At 46.0% G+C, this 16,529-nt stretch carries 16 protein-coding genes; 3 read left to right on the top strand and 13 right to left on the bottom strand.

Annotation, left to right across the window (positions count from 1 at the left end):
* Positions 1-104: 104 nt before the first annotated feature.
* The 9 genes from DWU89_RS03580 to DWU89_RS03540 all read right to left on the bottom strand — a co-directional run bounded on the left by DWU89_RS03580 (position 105) and on the right by DWU89_RS03540 (position 10,318).
* Entirely contained in the window at positions 105-1,643 is a 1,539-nt protein-coding gene (locus DWU89_RS03580; RefSeq protein WP_115498305.1) for a YifB family Mg chelatase-like AAA ATPase, read from the bottom strand.
* A gap of 63 nt (positions 1,644-1,706) precedes the next feature.
* Complete coding sequence (locus tag DWU89_RS03575; RefSeq protein ID WP_187574913.1) at positions 1,707-2,813, bottom strand: TlpA disulfide reductase family protein; 1,107 nt, start codon at positions 2,811-2,813, stop codon at positions 1,707-1,709.
* A 150-nt stretch (positions 2,814-2,963) separates the two neighbouring features.
* Positions 2,964-4,571: a phosphoenolpyruvate carboxykinase (ATP) gene (gene pckA / locus DWU89_RS03570; RefSeq protein WP_115498303.1), complete on the bottom strand. Its 1,608-nt coding sequence runs from the start codon at positions 4,569-4,571 to the stop codon at positions 2,964-2,966.
* A 237-nt stretch (positions 4,572-4,808) separates the two neighbouring features.
* Positions 4,809-5,222 carry a HepT-like ribonuclease domain-containing protein gene (locus tag DWU89_RS03565; protein WP_115498302.1) on the bottom strand — a complete coding sequence of 138 codons (414 nt, stop codon included), beginning with the start codon at positions 5,220-5,222 and terminating at the stop codon, positions 4,809-4,811.
* Complete coding sequence (locus DWU89_RS03560; RefSeq protein WP_115498376.1) at positions 5,206-5,499, bottom strand: nucleotidyltransferase family protein; 294 nt, start codon at positions 5,497-5,499, stop codon at positions 5,206-5,208. Before DWU89_RS03560 ends, DWU89_RS03565 begins: the two co-directional genes overlap by 17 nt.
* Before the next feature lie 113 nt (positions 5,500-5,612).
* Positions 5,613-6,629 (bottom strand): 2-oxoacid:ferredoxin oxidoreductase subunit beta, encoded by a 1,017-nt coding sequence (locus tag DWU89_RS03555; RefSeq protein ID WP_115498301.1) that lies wholly within the window; start codon positions 6,627-6,629, stop codon positions 5,613-5,615.
* A 3-nt stretch (positions 6,630-6,632) separates the two neighbouring features.
* Positions 6,633-8,489 carry a 2-oxoacid:acceptor oxidoreductase subunit alpha gene (locus DWU89_RS03550; RefSeq protein WP_115498300.1) on the bottom strand — a complete coding sequence of 619 codons (1,857 nt, stop codon included), beginning with the start codon at positions 8,487-8,489 and terminating at the stop codon, positions 6,633-6,635.
* 88 nt (positions 8,490-8,577) lie between these two features.
* The gene (locus DWU89_RS03545) at positions 8,578-9,783 is read right to left on the bottom strand and encodes an alanine dehydrogenase (protein WP_115498299.1); all 1,206 of its coding nucleotides are present in this window, start codon (positions 9,781-9,783) and stop codon (positions 8,578-8,580) included.
* Between the two features lies 1 nt (position 9,784).
* The gene (locus tag DWU89_RS03540; RefSeq protein ID WP_115498298.1) at positions 9,785-10,318 is read right to left on the bottom strand and encodes a shikimate kinase; all 534 of its coding nucleotides are present in this window, start codon (positions 10,316-10,318) and stop codon (positions 9,785-9,787) included.
* Between the two features lie 170 nt (positions 10,319-10,488).
* Between DWU89_RS03540 and DWU89_RS03535 the strand changes: the two genes are divergently transcribed.
* The 3 genes from DWU89_RS03535 to DWU89_RS03525 are packed head-to-tail and all read left to right on the top strand — an operon-like array spanning position 10,489 to position 11,905.
* A complete protein-coding gene (locus DWU89_RS03535) occupies positions 10,489-11,124 on the top strand; it encodes a ribonuclease H1 domain-containing protein (protein WP_115498297.1) in 636 nt (211 codons plus the stop codon).
* A gap of 45 nt (positions 11,125-11,169) precedes the next feature.
* Entirely contained in the window at positions 11,170-11,598 is a 429-nt protein-coding gene (locus DWU89_RS03530) for a nucleotidyltransferase substrate binding protein (RefSeq protein WP_115498296.1), read from the top strand.
* A 4-nt stretch (positions 11,599-11,602) separates the two neighbouring features.
* Positions 11,603-11,905, top strand: coding sequence for a nucleotidyltransferase domain-containing protein (locus DWU89_RS03525; RefSeq protein WP_115498295.1), 303 nt, complete (start codon positions 11,603-11,605; stop codon positions 11,903-11,905).
* Here the strand turns inward: DWU89_RS03525 and DWU89_RS03520 are convergent.
* The 4 genes from DWU89_RS03520 to DWU89_RS03505 are packed head-to-tail and all read right to left on the bottom strand — an operon-like array spanning position 11,900 to position 16,524.
* Complete coding sequence (locus DWU89_RS03520) at positions 11,900-13,189, bottom strand: nucleotide sugar dehydrogenase (protein ID WP_115498375.1); 1,290 nt, start codon at positions 13,187-13,189, stop codon at positions 11,900-11,902. The genes DWU89_RS03525 and DWU89_RS03520 overlap by 6 nt on opposite strands.
* A 16-nt stretch (positions 13,190-13,205) precedes the next feature.
* Positions 13,206-14,087: a beta-1,6-N-acetylglucosaminyltransferase gene (locus tag DWU89_RS03515; RefSeq protein ID WP_115498294.1), complete on the bottom strand. Its 882-nt coding sequence runs from the start codon at positions 14,085-14,087 to the stop codon at positions 13,206-13,208.
* 4 nt (positions 14,088-14,091) lie between these two features.
* Complete coding sequence (locus tag DWU89_RS03510) at positions 14,092-15,003, bottom strand: glycosyltransferase family 2 protein (RefSeq protein ID WP_115498293.1); 912 nt, start codon at positions 15,001-15,003, stop codon at positions 14,092-14,094.
* Between the two features lie 54 nt (positions 15,004-15,057).
* On the bottom strand, positions 15,058-16,524 hold the full coding sequence (locus tag DWU89_RS03505; protein ID WP_115498292.1) for a glycosyltransferase: 1,467 nt from the start codon (positions 16,522-16,524) through the stop codon (positions 15,058-15,060).
* Positions 16,525-16,529: the final 5 nt, after the last annotated feature.

Genomic DNA, 16,529 nt, shown 5'->3' with positions numbered 1-16,529 from the left:
CATCTTCTTTTCAGTAACAAAGGAAAAGAAAATAATCATTACTTTACCTGCTTAAAGAAGGAAAACGAAAAAAAGAAGCATAAAGACGAAGAGAAAGAAAATTCTTACTGTCCCCATGTCTCCCGGTCCAGGTTACGATAGTTGATTGCTTCCGCCAGATGGCGTGCTTCAATACTTGGAGAGGCTTCGAGGTCGGCAATGGTACGGGATACTTTTAGAATACGGTCATAGGCCCGGGCAGACAAGTTGAGACGTTGCATCGCCACTTTCAGCAGGGAGAGGCCGGCAGCATCCGGCACGGCATATTCGTGGAGCAGTTTGGAGGTCATCTGCGCATTGCTGTAAATGCCTTCGCAACCGGCAAAACGCTTTTCCTGAATGGCACGGGCTTGCATCACCCGTTCACGGATCGCTTCGCTGGATTCGGAGGGACGCTGTTCGGATATCTTCTCAAAGGGGACAGGTACGACTTCTATCTGGATATCGATACGATCCAACAAGGGACCGGAAACACGGTTCATATATTTCTGGACAGCTCCCGGTGAACAGAGGCATGGACGATCGGGATGATTATAATAACCACATGGACAAGGATTCATAGAGGCCACCAACATAAAGTTTGCCGGATAATCGACAGAGAAACGGGCACGGGAAACCGTGATCGTCCGATCTTCCAAAGGCTGCCGCATAACTTCGAGGACACTCCTGTTAAACTCCGGCAGCTCATCAAGAAACAAAACACCGTTATGCGCCAGACTGATCTCTCCCGGCTGGGGGAAAGCGCCTCCGCCAACCATTGCCACATTCGAAATCGTATGGTGAGGGGAACGGAACGGACGTTGTGTCATCAAAGAGGTCTCCAGACCTATTTTGCCGGCGACTGAATGTATTTTGGTTGTTTCCAGCGACTCCTGTAAAGTAAAAGGGGGTAAAATAGATGGGAGGCGTTTGGCAAGCATCGATTTTCCGCTGCCCGGCGGGCCGATCAGGATCAGATTGTGGCCACCGGCTGCCGCCACTTCCATCGCACGCTTTACGTTTTCCTGTCCACGCACATCTGAAAAATCAGATTCAAACTGCAACTGGCGGGCGTAGAACTCTTCGCGCGTGTTGACAACAGTTGGCTCCAAATCCCGCTTCCCGGCAATAAACTCGATTACCTCTTTAATTGTAGAGGCGCCATATACTTCCAAATCATTGACAACAGCCGCTTCCCGGGCATTCTGCTTAGGCACGATGAAGCCTTTGAAACCTTCCTCCCGGGCCTTAATCGCAATCGGAAGTACCCCTTTGACCGGTTGCAGGCTACCATCAAGCGACAGTTCACCCATCATCAGAAACTGGTCCAGACGAGAAGCATCCAATGCTTCTGCAGCGGCCAAAATACCGATTGCAAGCGGCAGGTCATACGCAGAACCTTCCTTCCGAATATCGGCAGGAGCCATATTAATCACGATACGGTTACGGGGGAATTTATAGCCACTCACTTGAAGGGCTGAAATGATACGTTCATGACTTTCACGGACAGCTACATCCGGAAGACCTACCAAAAAGAATTGGATACCTTTTGTGCAATTCACTTCGATCGTAACGATCGTTGCCGATATACCCTGCACGGCGGCAGCATAAGACTTGACTAACATAGTTAAGAATTTTGAATTATAAATTATGACTTATAGACTAAGAATCAATGAATAATAAATCCATTATTCTATTAAGTTTTCCAGTGTGTGCTTGATCTCCATTCCATTATCCGTTTTCAGAATAATCTTCCCTTCTTCATCAATCAAGAAGCAACGGGGTAGAGCACTTACATTATATAAATCGACCAACATAGCCGCTTGTCCGGCTGAGTCAGTAACCAAATTCCAATCGATACTGTCTTTTGCAAGGACTTTACGAACTTCACTCTGATTGTCATCCAAACTAATCAACAACATATCCACTTTGTCCTTCGGATATTTTGTTGCGACTTTATCCAAATACAGATCTTCCGTCTGGCACATATCGCACCAGGGAGCCGTAAAGGCAAGCAATAAATATCTTTGGGGGAAAGAATCCAGGCTAACAGGCGCTCCATATATGTTTTTCACATTAAATCCCGGAGCTTCTGCTCCTAAAGCTGTACGCTTTGCCCGTGCACTATATTCCTGTAACTTCTGTACCAGATAGAAATCTTTCAATTTAGGATTCAACACAGCCAGCAGTTCATCCATCCGCCTTGTATCATCCGGATGCATAAAATAATTCTGGATCAATATCACAGAAGCTTCCTCATCCGGATATTTCTTAACGGCAGCTGCGACTTCCTCACTCAACAAATGATTCACATTCGCCAGACGAGAAGCGACATCTGTCTCTTCTATCGTATTGTTAACGCTCTCCTTACCTCTATTATGAAGTTGGTGAATCAGATCAGCCTGCTCTTTCAACAAAGGGGCCAACTCTTTTTTTATGGCAGAAAGACGATCGTTTATATGTCCTCCTTTCACGCGCAGCATAGTCGGATAATTGGCATCACCGGTAATTGTCACCTTTTCCCCTTTTTCAGGGTAAACAGTGACCCAATGTGTCTTATCCTCAAAGAAAATTGTGACTTCCCGGAAATCACCTTGTTTTCGTTCTATCAGGAATTGACCCGGTTTCTCGCAAATGACAGTGTCTACCGCCTTTATATCATCATTTTCAAAAACGGCATATAAGGTCTGATCTTCCAGATTGGTCAGTTTGCCCTCTATCCGGTAAGCAATATCTTCGCCACATGATGACAAAGACACAATAATTCCTACGATCAGCAATAAACGTTTTATCATTTTATACCTCACATCCCACATTAACAGATAATTTGGTGTAAAGATAGAAATAGATTTTAAAACATCCTAACATTTGTGCTAAAATTAATGTATATATACAAAAAAAGCGCAGAACCGAAGTCCTGCGCTTTATAGTCGTTATGTATGTAATTACAATTTCGGACCAGCAGCAACCAGCTTCTTACCAGCTTCGTTACCTGTAAACTTAGCAAAGTTCTTGATGAAACGACCAGCCAAATCTTTAGCTTTTTCGTCCCACTGAGCAGCGTCAGCATAAGTATCACGCGGATCAAGGATATTCGGATCAACACCCGGCAATTCTGTCGGTACAACGAAATCGAAGTACGGGATAACTTTTGTCGGAGCTTTGTCGATTGAACCGTCCAGGATAGCATCGATGATACCACGAGTATCGCGAATAGAGATACGTTTGCCAGAACCATTCCAACCAGTGTTAACCAAATAAGCCTTAGCACCAGTCTTTTCCATCTTCTTAACCAGTTCTTCAGCATATTTTGTCGGGTGCAATGACAAGAAAGCAGCACCGAAGCAAGCTGAGAAAGTAGGAGTCGGTTCAGTGATACCACGTTCTGTTCCAGCCAATTTAGCTGTAAAACCAGACAGGAAGTAGTACTGAGCCTGTTCCGGGTTCAGGATAGATACCGGAGGCAATACACCGAATGCGTCAGCAGACAGGAAGATAACCTGTTGTGCGTGCGGGCCTTTAGAAACCGGTTTAACAATGTTTTCGATGTGATAGATCGGATAAGAAACACGAGTGTTTTCTGTTACGCTCTTATCAGCGAAATCGATCTTACCGTCAGCAGCAACTGTAACGTTTTCCAGAAGAGCGTCACGTTTGATAGCAGCGTAGATATCCGGTTCGCTTTCTTTATCCAAGTTGATAACTTTAGCGTAGCAACCACCTTCATAGTTGAATACACCTTCGTCATCCCATCCGTGTTCGTCATCACCGATCAACTTACGTTTTGGGTCTGTAGACAAAGTAGTCTTACCTGTACCAGACAAACCGAAGAAGATAGCAGAGCTTGTACCTTCCATGTTTGTGTTAGCAGAGCAGTGCATTGAAGCGATACCACGCAACGGGTTCATGTAGTTCATGATAGAGAACATACCTTTCTTCATTTCACCACCGTACCAAGTGTTCAGGATAACCTGTTCTTTAGTCTTCAGGTTGAAAACTGTAGCAGTTTCAGAGTTCAAGCCTAATTCTTTGTAGTTGTCAACTTTTGCTTTAGAAGCGTTGAAACATACGAAATCAGGTTCTCCGTAGTTAGCCAGTTCTTCAGCTGTCGGACGGATGAACATGTTAGTTACGAAATGTGCCTGCCATGCTACTTCCATGATGAAACGTACTTTCATACGAGTTGCTTCGTTAGCGCCACAGAAAGTATCAACAACGAACAGACGTTTGCCTGACAATTCTTTTACAGCTTTAGCTTTCAGATCAGCCCAAGCTTCTTCAGAACAAGGCTTGTTATCGTTTTTATATTCTTCAGAAGTCCACCATACTGAATCTTCGCTGGCTTCGTTCTTTACGAAAAATTTATCTTTAGGAGAACGACCTGTATAAACACCAGTCATTACGTTTACAGCACCCAGTTCAGTTACCTGACCTTTTTCAAAGCCTTCCAAACCTGGTTTTGTTTCTTCTGCGAACAGAACGTCATAAGACGGATTGTGAAGAACTTCCTTCACGTCTTTAATTCCGTACTTGCTTAAATCTAATGTAGCCATCTTGTAATTAATTTAATTGATTGACTTTATATAACTTTTTCTCTCTACTCTATTAAAACCACAAGGCTCATCATCATTGTTTTTTTACTTGCTGTTCCCTCGCCTTGTTAATCGCGGTACAAAAGTAATACAAATTTTCATAGTACATACCGTATTAAGGAAATTTTTCAGTAATAATTACACTTTTCCAGGCTGTTAACATTAAACCCCGTCATTTTGCAATCTATAGTTTACAAATCAGACCTTTTCTTGAAAAATAGCATCGTGTTTACCTGCATTTAGATCATCAGCGATACGATGAAGTACAGCCAATAAAGGGGATAAATTATGTTTGACGATATTAAGTATTTCATTTGGATCAACAGACGCATATTCATGTGAAATTAAGTTTCTCAAACCAAACACACTACGCCATGGTATTTCCGGATATTGTTTCAATAACAGTCCCTTCGTTGCAACATCTATCTGTTTTATCATTTCACCAATAACTTGAAGGCGCATAGTTGTTGCATCAAACAGATCCACGCCTGAAGGAGTTAATAAAAAATCATTGACTCCTTCAATGCAAGAAGTGCGTTCTAAAGTAAACTCTGCCTTCTCGCTGATAAAAGACAAATGTTCTAAAATAAAAGATTTAGATATAGATCGCATCACGTTTTATATTTTGTTGAAGCAAAGCACGCATAGTTTCAAAAATAGGGATTAAATCAATTTTAGTATGAAACAAATGTTCCAATTCTTCCTTAATTTTCATGCGGACAAAAAAATCAGGAATCCGCAACTTCACAAACACATCAATATCACTATCCTCATTCTGTTCTCCACGGGCAACACTACCGAAAAGGCCAAGCATTTCTATCCCGTACTTTTCTGCGGAACGGGCTTTATAATCGCGCAATATTTCTACAATTTCGGCTGTTGTCTTCATATCTATACCCTTTTGTTTCACAAAGATACACAATTTATACAAGAAAAGCTGCAAACCGCCGGATTATTTTTCCGGCGCCTGCAGCTTCGTATTGTCATTTGAGATAGGGTTTCTTACTTCACTTCCCAGATTTCTCCGCTCATCAGGAAATCCTGCAGTTTGCGGGTCGGGGTCTTAGTTTGGACTTCAGCAATCTGCTGATGGACAGCTTCATCATAAGTCGGGCCTTCGACATCACGGATCACACCTAAAGCAACCGGCATATCGCCGCTCATCATGGCAAGCATCATGTGCAAAGTGTTATCTTTTTCATGTGCATCGTGTACCAGCACATCGTCCAGTGTATAACCATCCTGTCCGATTGTTACAGCTTTCAGCTTCAGACCTTCCAACACAATACCTTTTTCGTTGTCCTTACCGAACAGCATCTTTTCACCGTGATGCAGGAAAATCGTACGGTCGGCACGAAATTCTTTGTCGACAATCTTTTTATGGATACCATCGTTGAAGATCACGCAGTTTACGAGCACTTCCGTAACGGAAGCCCCTTTATGGCGGGCTGAAGCAGCGAGCACTTCTGTCGTATTCTTCAGATCCACATCGATCGCACGTGCAAAGAAGTTACCGCGGGCGCCCAATGCCAGTTCTGCCGGCACAAACGGGTCTTCCACCGTTCCATAAGGAGAACTCTTGGATACAAAACCACGGTCGGAAGTCGGTGAATATTGTCCTTTCGTCAGACCATAGATCTTATTGTTGAACAAAACGATGTTCAAATCGATGTTACGGCGTACGGCATGGATAAAGTGGTTACCACCGATAGCCAGACAGTCTCCGTCGCCGGTAATCAACCAGACGCTTAAGTCCGGGCGAGCCGTCTTCACACCGGTAGCGATAGCGGCGCCACGTCCGTGAATGGTATGGAAGCCGTATGTATTCATATAATAAGGTAAACGGGAAGAACACCCGATACCCGAGATTACAGCCATATCATGAGGAGCCACTCCTACTTCGGCCATTGCTTTGTGCAAGCAGTTCAACACGGCATGGTCTCCGCAACCCGGACACCAGCGTACATATTGATCGCTCTTATAATCTTTCGGTTGAAATTTTACTTCTTCAGTTGCCATCTTTTAAGCCTCCAATATTTTCGTGAATTCCTCAACTAATCTCGCTACGACAAAAGGTTGTCCCTTTACGCGGTTAAAACGGTACGGATTGAATCCGGCCACCCGCCCACGCAGGTAGTTTGCAAACTGGCCGTTGTTCTGTTCGGCAACAACCACTTTCTTATATTTACCCAGCACTTCAGCTGTGTTCTTAGGCAACGGACTGATAAATTTGAAGTGAGCCAAAGCCACCTTCTTTCCCTGTTCCTGCATCGTTTCCATTGCTTCGTACAGGTGTCCGTATGTTCCGCCCCATCCGACGATCAACAGGTCGGCATCTTCATCTCCGATCACTTCTACATCAGGGATATAATCAGCAATCTTATCAATCTTGGCTTGACGGGTGTTAACCATCTTCTGGTGGTTAACCGGGTCAGTCGAGATGGCGCTTGTTTCGTAGTCTTTTTCAAGACCGCCCAGACGGTGCGCAAAGCCTTCCGTTCCGGGGATAGCCCAATAGCGAACCAAACTATCCTTATCGCGGCGATAGGCTTTCCATACCTTTTCGCTTGCGTCGTAGTTGGAGACATAATTCGGCTTGATTTCCGGATATTCATCCAGATTCGGCAACTTCCAGGCGGAAGAACCGTTTGCGATGAAAGCGTCTGTCAACAAGATAACCGGAGTCATATGTTCGACAGCCAGTTTACCGGCCCAATAAGCAGCATCGAAACAGTCTGTCGGCGTGGAGGCAGCAATTACGACAACCGGACTTTCACCGTTACGTCCGTAAAGCGCTTGCATCAAGTCGGTTTGCTCGCTCTTGGTCGGCATACCCGTAGAAGGGCCGCCACGCTGTACGTCGATGATAACCAGCGGCAATTCGGCAATCACAGCCAGACCGATCGCTTCACTCTTCAGCGCCAGACCGGGACCGGATGTTGATGTGGCAGCCAGACAACCTGCAAAGCTGGCACCGATGGAAGTACAGATACCTGCAATCTCATCTTCTGCCTGTACAGTAACGACACCTAAATCTTTGCGTTTCGACAATTCATGCAGGATATCGGTTGCCGGTGTAATCGGGTAACTTCCCAGGAACAGCTGCAATCCTGCCTTTTCGGCTGCTGCAATCAGACCGTAAGAAGTAGCCTTGTTTCCGTTTACATCGGTATAGAAACCCGGTTCGGCTTTCTTACTTTCAATACGATAGGTCGAAACCGAAGCGTGGATATTATGTCCGTAGTTGTAACCGTCCGTCAGCGCCTTGATGTTAGCCTGAGCAATTGCCGGTTTCTTGGCAAACTTATTCTGAAGCATATGCATGGCTTCTTCCAGCGGACGTTCGAACAGCCAACAAACCAATCCCAATGCGAACATATTCTTACAACGGAGCGCAGACTTATTGTCCAGACCAAATTCGGCCAGACCGTCTTTCACCATTGTCGAGATAGGAGCTGCCACAACTTGAACGCCTCCGAGTCCCAGTTCCTTGAACGGATCGTCTGTCGTAAACAGCGCTTTATCCAGGTCACTCTTCTGGAACGAATCGGTATCGATAATGACGATAGCATTGGACTTTAAGTTCTTTACATTTACTTTCAGCGCAGCGGGATTCATTGCCACCAATACATCCGCCTTATCACCGGGAGTAAAAATCTTACGGGATCCCAGATGAACCTGGAAACCTGATACGCCACTTAGTGTTCCCTGGGGAGCACGTACTTCTGCCGGATAATCGGGGAATGTAGATATTTCATTCCCAAAAATAGCCGACAGATTCGAAAAGATTGTTCCGGTTAACTGCATTCCGTCCCCGGAGTCCCCGGAGAAACGGATGACAACCTTTTCCAGAGTTGTTACTTTTGTCTGTTCTGCCATAATATAATTTATTAGCTTAATCGCCTGTTTATATTTAAGATTCCCGCAAAGTAAAGCATAAACTTCGCGAGTTCAAAACTTTTAAGGGTTAAAACGCAGACAGGTATAGATCGATGTTATTAGAAGATAGACCGAATCTATTGGAAACGTAGTTGTTAACGGGTTTCCCGCAATACATATACACGCCGCTTTTGAACCCGGGATCACTCTTGACCATTCCCTGCACGGCACCGGCGTCGCCCAACTGGAAAAGCATCGGAACAAAGATATTGCTCAATGCCATTGATGTGGTACGCGCCACATAGTTGCTGATATTCTGCTTGCAATAATGCAACACACCATACTGCTCGAAAATTGCCGGATCGGAAGGGCAAAGACAGCAGGTCGTCTCGAAGCAACCGCCTTGGTTGATCCTGAGATCGATGACCAGCGCACCGCGCTTCATAGTCCGGATCATATCTTCGGCAATTATATAGCGGTGGCGGGAATTTATATAACGCATTGCCCCGATTACCACATCTGCGCTGCGAAAAGCGTTCTGCAAAACATTCGGGTGGAAGGTGGAAGTAAACAATCCCTGCCCCAAAACCTGCTGGATCGTCCGAAGCTTGTTGATATCGTCATCGAAAACTTTCACGGAAGCTCCCAACGCCATCGCAGCACGAGCGGCAACCGTCCCGGCATTGCCGGCCCCGATAATCACGACTTCCGTCGGAGAAACACCCGGTATGCCTCCCAGTAAAATACCCTTTCCTCCCTGCGTATTGCTCAACAGTTCGGATGCAATGGAAATGGAGGCCGTCCCTTCAATCTCTGAGATCACATTTAACACCGGACAGCACTGCGTTTCGTCCGCCAGTAGCTCGTAAGCAATCGCCGTGATCCGTTTCGCCATCATGAGCTCGAAGGCTTCCTGTGAAAAGACGTTGAACTGGACAGTGGAGAACAACGTAGCTCGCTGTTTCATCATCGCCACCTCAGCGGCAAGCGGCGGCAATATCTTCAGGATAACATCCGCCTGATAGACTTCGGCCGGCGTCGCCACAATTTCAGCACCCGCTTCCGAGTAATGATTATCAGAATAGTTGATTCCTAACCCGGCCCCGGTTTCGACCAGGACATGATGCCCGCGATCAGTCAGCATATCGACAGCTTCCGGAGTCAAAGCCAGACGCCGTTCGTCTTCTACCCGCTCACAGGGAATACCTATCAGCAAGCGATTGTTTACCTTACTGAGTTCTTTCAATAATTCCTGGGGAATATAAACTCCCTGTCCTTGTTTGCCTACTGTCATATCAGTTGAAAGTTGAAAATAGCGTTGCCAATGCTTGTGATATATTCTGCACATCCTGATCAGTCATCATCTCTTCCGCATTGAAGACGATAGATGCCTTCGAATAGAAAGGTTCCCTTTTCTCCAAGCTTTCGGCGATAAAGGCTCTCAACTCATCGCCCGAACGCCCTTTCAACACCGGACGCGTCGTTTTGCAGAGTTCCAGGCGTTTTGCCAGCTCATCGACCGAGACCTTGAGATAAACGGTTTGTCCGGCTTCATTCATAAACTCCATATTATCGAAAAAGCAGGGCGCACCGCCTCCGGTAGACACCAGGACGTCTTCAAACATAGCCACTTCGCGGAGCATCCTCCGTTCGACATCCCGGAACGCCTCTTCCCCTCTTTCAGCAAAAAGCTGACCGACGGTTTTATGATAACGGCCTTCTATATAATGGTCCAGATCAATAAACGAGAGCCCCAACTGCCTTGACAACACCTTTCCCACAGTAGTTTTTCCGGCTCCCATATATCCAATCAGAAATATACGCTTCATATCTAAACGATTGTTTCCTGCAAATGTATACTTTTTCCGCTAAGAACGCCCGTTTTATGCCGGATAAATTTTTATCTTTGACCCCATGCATTCCCGGTTTCCCCAGCAGGGAATCCAAACTTCTCCCGGAGAACGGAGGAGTTTGATGCGGATCTTTTAAACAGGAAGTAATGGCAAAAAATAAATATTATGTAGTATGGAAAGGGCTGAATCCCGGCGTCTACGACAACTGGGCTGAATGCAAGGCGCAGGTCGAAGGACAGGACGGAGCCAAATATAAGTCGTTCGAGACCGAGGAAGAGGCGACAAAGGCTTTTAATGAAGGATATGAACATTATCTGAAAGCAGCATCCTCCGCCAAAGCGGCAGCCGGTCTTACTCCGAAAGCGCCCGTTGGAAAGCCGGTCTGGGAAAGCCTTTGTGTCGATGCAGCTTGTAGCGGCAATCCGGGCGACATGGAATACCGGGGCGTTTATCCACCGACCATGCAAGAGGTCTTCCGCATCGGGCCGCTGAAGAAAGGGACAAACAACATCGGAGAGTTCCTGGCACTCGTGCACGGCCTCGCCCTGTTGAAGCAAATGGGCAGCAACCTGCCGATCTATTCGGATAGCCGGAACGCCATCGGCTGGGTGAAAAAGAAAAAATGCAAGACGCTATTGGAACGCGTACCGGAGAACGAACCGATCTTCGACCTGATCCAGCGGGCGGAGAAATGGCTCAACACAAACACTTACACAACTACCATCCTCAAATGGGAAACCTCGGAATGGGGCGAGATTCCGGCGGATTTCGGGAGGAAATAAAATCATTACAAAGAAAATGTTATCTTTGAACCAAAAGAAAAGTATATGGCAGAAGATATTCGCTGGGAACAGCGGTTTATGAATTACAAAAAAGCATTGGCGCGATTGCAAGCGGTACAAGCCAACGAATTGCCTTCCTTGTCTGAACTGGAAAAAGAAGGGCTTATACAACGGTTTGAATATACATATGAATTAGCATGGAAGACTTTACAAGATTTCCTGCGTTACAAAGGCTATATAGACTTTGCAGGGCCGAATGCGACTTTATCGTTAGCCCTGCAAGACGGCTACATTACGGACGCCGACGGTTGGCGTAAGATGAAGAAATCGCGGGAATTGATGTCTCATACTTATGACGAAGGACAAGCAGACCAGATCGTATCCGACATCGCCGGAACTTTTGTTCACCTGCTGGAACAACTTTGCATCCGGTTGACAAACGAGTTAGACCAAAAACAACTAAATCTGTTTTAATCGTATGGAATACGGATTGAGCAACGAAACGATAGAAAGCCTGCGAAATGTTTTTTCCCGGTATCAGCAGATCGGACAAGTATGGTTGTTCGGGTCGCGTGCTAAAGGAAATTATCATTCCGGATCAGACATCGACCTGGCAATCAAATCGGAACGATTCCCGGCATCCGGATTGTTGGACATCCAAATCGAATTGGATAAACTGGAGTTGTTATATAAAATAGACTTAATCCTCTATGACGCGATAAAAGAGCCTGCCCTTCGGGAACATATAGACCGGGTCGGCAAATTATTCTACCCGTTATAGCCTGTCATCCACCCAAGCCGGATTCAGGCAGCCTTTCACATCATAGACGACGCTGTGCTCCTTTGCCAGAGCCGGGACATCCAAAGAAAGGAAATCCGTATGGGCAACAGCCAGCACGACTACATCGAATTTCTTATCCGGCAGAGAAGAGAGGACTTCCAGCCCGTATTCGCGCCGCACATCTTCCTGCCGAGCCCAAGGATCATAAATCGTGACCTTTATGCCGTAATCCTGCAGATAGCGGACGACATCACCGACCTTGGAGTTGCGGACATCCGGACAGTTTTCCTTGAAAGTAAAGCCCAACACCAACGCTTCCGCATTCCGCACCGGGACATCTTTCTTAATCATGCATTTCACGACACGCCCGGCGATATATTCGCCCATCGTATCATTGATGCGGCGTCCGTACAAGATCAGTCCCGGATGAAAACCGTAGTCCTGTGCCTTGCGAATCAAGTAATAAGGATCGACACCGATGCAATGACCGCCAACCAGTCCGGGTTTGAAATGCAGGAAGTTCCATTTTGTTCCGGCCGCAGCCAACACCTCATTCGTGTCGATGCCGATCAGATGGAATATCTTGGACAACTCGTTCATAAAAGCGATATTGATATCGCGCTGGGAGTTCTCGATCACCTTGGCGGCTTCGGCCACTTTTATACTGGAGACAGGGAAAGTTCCGGCCGTAATCACCGAGCGATACAACGCATCCACTTTGGCTGCCGCTTCGGGCGTGGAACCGGAGGTGACTTTCATAATCTTCTCTACAGTATGTTCCTTATCGCCGGGATTGATACGCTCCGGAGAATATCCGGCAAAGAAATCACGGTTGAAAACGAGTCCTGATGTCTTTTCCAGAATCGGCACACATTCCTCTTCCGTTATACCGGGACAAACGGTCGATTCATAGATCACAATATCGCCTTTCCCCAACACTTTCCCGACGGTCTCGCTGGCCGAATACAAAGGTGTCAAGTCGGGACTGTGATGAAGATCCACAGGCGTGGGAACCGCTACAATATAATAGTTGCACGAGCGAAGCTCTTCCACATCGGAAGTGCAGAACAAACCGTTCTCCCCTTCGCCCGGAAGATGCGGAAGCAATACGGACTGCAACAACTCGCCGGATACTTCCTGCGTCGCATCCTGTCCGGCCATCAAGGCAGCCACCCGCTCCCGCTTCACATCAAATCCGACAACCGGATAAAGCGTAGCAAACAACCGCGCTAACGGCAATCCCACATATCCTAAGCCAATAACGGCAACTCTTATCTTTCCCATCGTATTCTCTTTGTTTTTATTCACTATAGTGTTTCCGTATCCTTCCAATTAGTCCGGGATTGGCAGAACTGAATTTGCGGGCAAAAAGCTTATCCGAACGAAACAGTTCTTCGCAATCCGTATCTTTCCACACGTAAGGACGTCCCCGCTTCCAGTCTATTTCCCGCATACAGCTTGTTTCCGCATCCTCCAATGAATAAACATTGGAACGAAAAGGTGAATTCCACAGAATCGTTTGCAGAAATATCTCATCCGGACAAAGTGTGTACCGGAAACGTTTCAAGACAAAATTCCTTCTCTCGATAAGGTATTCGACAAAGGCCTGCGTGACACTCACCCAGTTTGGCCCTTTTTTGAATTCCAATTCATGATACCTGCGATACCAGGAAATCTTCTGCAAACTTAATACGATATTCCGACTGAAAGAGGAGGCCGAATGCAAAAAAGTATTTCCTCCTTTAACACGCTCCGTAAACAGGTAATATCGCGATATTTTGCGGTCCAGATCCCGCCGATGTGCCTCATCCTGCCAGAAACCGACAAACTCTTTTCCTCCATTCTCCTGAAAGAAGGCATGAATATAATCCTGTCTCTGTATCGGCAAATCAACGCCCGATAAAAGATGATAATAAGCATACGGTCCATTCAAGAAAGCTGCCTGAAATAACAGATATTCCACTTTCACCTGACTGATATCTCCCCAAAAGACCTTCACCGGGTTCTGCAGAATGTAGAACCCGGCTTTCTTCATCTTGAAGAAGCTTATCCGGCTAAATAAATCATGCGCACGTTTATCCACATGCAGATAAACATCGTTTCGCTCATCATCCAACATGGATAGCAGAGTTTCCAGCACGGGTAACTCACCATGTGCAATAATCAAATAAGCGTGTTTCATTTTGTCAGTCTTTATTCAGGCGTGCAAAGAATTCCGGTATAGTCGAATCCTCCCGGATAAATCCGTCCCGTTTCAGTTGGTCAAACGAAGCGATTCCCACCACTCTATCATACTCGGCTTCCAACAAACCATCCTTATACAATTGGTAGAAATAACGCCAATGACGTCCGCCATGCTTCTTGGGATTTTGCTCCAGTTGCTTTCCTCCGTTGATCATCTTCTCTAAAAACGGTTGTTTTCCCCGAATATTATAATGATAAATACGGATTTCACTTGCTGCAGTCCGTTTCGGAAACATGGTCACTTTATGATTGCCCATCGAGATTTGAATATATCCTGTTGTGCGATGGATTACTTTTTGATTCTGCCGGGTAAAAAGAGAATAACGGGAAAGATTATAAAGTTCAGGATCAGCAACGACTTCCACCGTCCGATTCCATTGCCAAAACGGTTTATCCTCTTCCGGATAAACACATTTCATCTCACAAGTCAGGACATTTGCAGCAGTGGAAATAAGTTCCGTCTTTAAGTTCCCGGACGGGGCATACCACAACTCATCAGCATCCGCATTAATGATCCAGTCAGCCTGATAAACAGATTTTGCTTTCCAGATCATGCGATCGACCCATTTCTTTTGTTCATAGTTCGTCGCCTTCTCTTCGATAACCTCGAGGATCCAGCCTTTTTCTTTATATTTACGGATAATTTCCGGTGTCCGATCCGATGAGTTATTATCAGTAATAATGAAACCGTCCACTCCCATTGCTTTGTGAAACAACAGATTCTCTTCCAGCATGTCTTCTTCATTCTTGACCAGCAAAGTCATTATCAACCGCGGAGCCGGACACGGCCTGAAAGCTTTATAGCTCTCCATGATGGCCTGAAGGATTTTCTTATTTAAAAATAGGTAACTCATATTCAAATTTCACATTTAACGATAATAATATAACCTGGCATAAACACCAGATACTTATTGCGAGGGAGGATTATGGCTCAGTATTCGTTTTAAACATTCAGCACCATCAAAACCACGTGCCTTTGCATATTCGTCGGCAAGCACGGCAAACATTTCATGCGTGCCGGGCAATCGCTCAAAATTCTTGCATCCTTCTTCCATCCCGATCTCTCTGAAACGTATTCTGTTCAAATCAATAATTTCCACTTTCACGTCCTGTTCTGTTTCCTTAAACAGGATATTGCCACGTGAGTAATCTTTATGCAAATAGCCATGTTCATGCATGGCCGCCGTAGCACGGGCTATCGCACGGAGAATCCGTTCCTGTCCGGTAAAATGGCTTTTCACCAAATCATAATATATGTGAGGGCATTCCGATTTCAGGCTAACGTAATAGCTGCGCGTAAACAGCAAACCTGTACGTTCGGTATAATAGCCCACCGGTTGAGGTGTTCCGATACCCGATTTCAACAACAGTTCTGCATACTCATACGAACGTTGCGCCTTGGAAGAACGGAAGAGGCCATAGACGATTTGATTAACCGGGTTCGGTTTGCAAAAAGACTTTATGACCAATTCTTTCCCTTTATAATCAATCTCACGCAACTCATTACGACCTTTATGAATGATCCGGCCTTCATTATTCTTGAAATAAACAGGAAGCGCCTTTATAAAAGAAGTAAAGTCCGCAAAGTCCTTATTCACAAAGACCACACGAGGGTGAAACAGGCGATAAGCCTTATTTATCAGCTTCGACCAGGTTCTCCTATATCGCAGAGGACCGCCTAATTCCCGTTCAAAAAATTCCGGGTGACGCTTATTCAAGACGTCGATGACGTGCTTTTTCAATGAACGGTCCGTCACGCGTTTCGAACTGTTCCGGACCCGGTAATGCAGGGAGATTTCAGGAAGCTTCACAACTTTCCCACCGTCTTTCAGTATCGATATCCAGAACTCCCAGTCTTCGCGGGCAATGATTTCCTCGCAATAACCTTTCACCCGCTCCCAATCGGACTTCCGGTACAGGGCGCACGTGTCCATGATATTCTTCCTGGCCAGCAGTTTCAAGGAAAAAGGTGGTAAAACCCACTCGCCCGAACGGTCACCGAAGAAGTCTGCACGCGGACAGACAACCTTGATGTCATCATCCTGCACGATTACCTCGACCGCTTTACGGATAAAAACCGGGGTAATCGTATTATCCGCATCGACCGGCAGGATCAGCTCTCCTTCCGCTAACGCTATCGCATGGTTACGGGCGGCACAGGCGCCGGCATTCGGTTGCGTGTACGCTTTCACCCGTGCATCCTTCGATGCATACGCTTTTGCAATCTGCAGGGAGGAATCTTTCGAACCGTCATCCATGACAATCACTTCAAACGAAGGATAGTCGGAAGCTAAAACAGAATCGAGCGTCTCACTCAAATACTGTTCCATGTTGTACACGGGCACGATTACCGAAACCAAAGGTGAATGATTCATAAGCA

The organism is Parabacteroides acidifaciens, from assembly GCF_003363715.1.
GTDB lineage: Bacteria > Bacteroidota > Bacteroidia > Bacteroidales > Tannerellaceae > Parabacteroides > Parabacteroides acidifaciens.
Note: the sequence above shows the minus strand (reverse complement) of the source record. Positions and strands in the feature narration are given on the sequence as shown.

Excerpts from the sequence above, each read along its gene's own strand:
- DWU89_RS03580 (WP_115498305.1), bottom strand. The coding sequence starts at position 1,643 with ATGTTAGTCAAGTCTTATGCTGCCGCCGTGCAGGGTATATCGGCAACG.
- DWU89_RS03575 (WP_187574913.1), bottom strand. The coding sequence starts at position 2,813 with ATGATAAAACGTTTATTGCTGATCGTAGGAATTATTGTGTCTTTGTCA.
- pckA (WP_115498303.1), bottom strand. The coding sequence starts at position 4,571 with ATGGCTACATTAGATTTAAGCAAGTACGGAATTAAAGACGTGAAGGAA.
- DWU89_RS03565 (WP_115498302.1), bottom strand. The coding sequence starts at position 5,222 with ATGCGATCTATATCTAAATCTTTTATTTTAGAACATTTGTCTTTTATC.
- DWU89_RS03560 (WP_115498376.1), bottom strand. The coding sequence starts at position 5,499 with ATGAAGACAACAGCCGAAATTGTAGAAATATTGCGCGATTATAAAGCC.
- DWU89_RS03555 (WP_115498301.1), bottom strand. The coding sequence starts at position 6,629 with ATGGCAACTGAAGAAGTAAAATTTCAACCGAAAGATTATAAGAGCGAT.
- DWU89_RS03550 (WP_115498300.1), bottom strand. The coding sequence starts at position 8,489 with ATGGCAGAACAGACAAAAGTAACAACTCTGGAAAAGGTTGTCATCCGT.
- DWU89_RS03545 (WP_115498299.1), bottom strand. The coding sequence starts at position 9,783 with ATGACAGTAGGCAAACAAGGACAGGGAGTTTATATTCCCCAGGAATTA.
- DWU89_RS03540 (WP_115498298.1), bottom strand. The coding sequence starts at position 10,318 with ATGAAGCGTATATTTCTGATTGGATATATGGGAGCCGGAAAAACTACT.
- DWU89_RS03535 (WP_115498297.1), top strand. The coding sequence starts at position 10,489 with ATGGCAAAAAATAAATATTATGTAGTATGGAAAGGGCTGAATCCCGGC.
- DWU89_RS03530 (WP_115498296.1), top strand. The coding sequence starts at position 11,170 with ATGGCAGAAGATATTCGCTGGGAACAGCGGTTTATGAATTACAAAAAA.
- DWU89_RS03525 (WP_115498295.1), top strand. The coding sequence starts at position 11,603 with ATGGAATACGGATTGAGCAACGAAACGATAGAAAGCCTGCGAAATGTT.
- DWU89_RS03520 (WP_115498375.1), bottom strand. The coding sequence starts at position 13,189 with ATGGGAAAGATAAGAGTTGCCGTTATTGGCTTAGGATATGTGGGATTG.
- DWU89_RS03515 (WP_115498294.1), bottom strand. The coding sequence starts at position 14,087 with ATGAAACACGCTTATTTGATTATTGCACATGGTGAGTTACCCGTGCTG.
- DWU89_RS03510 (WP_115498293.1), bottom strand. The coding sequence starts at position 15,003 with ATGAGTTACCTATTTTTAAATAAGAAAATCCTTCAGGCCATCATGGAG.
- DWU89_RS03505 (WP_115498292.1), bottom strand. The coding sequence starts at position 16,524 with ATGAATCATTCACCTTTGGTTTCGGTAATCGTGCCCGTGTACAACATG.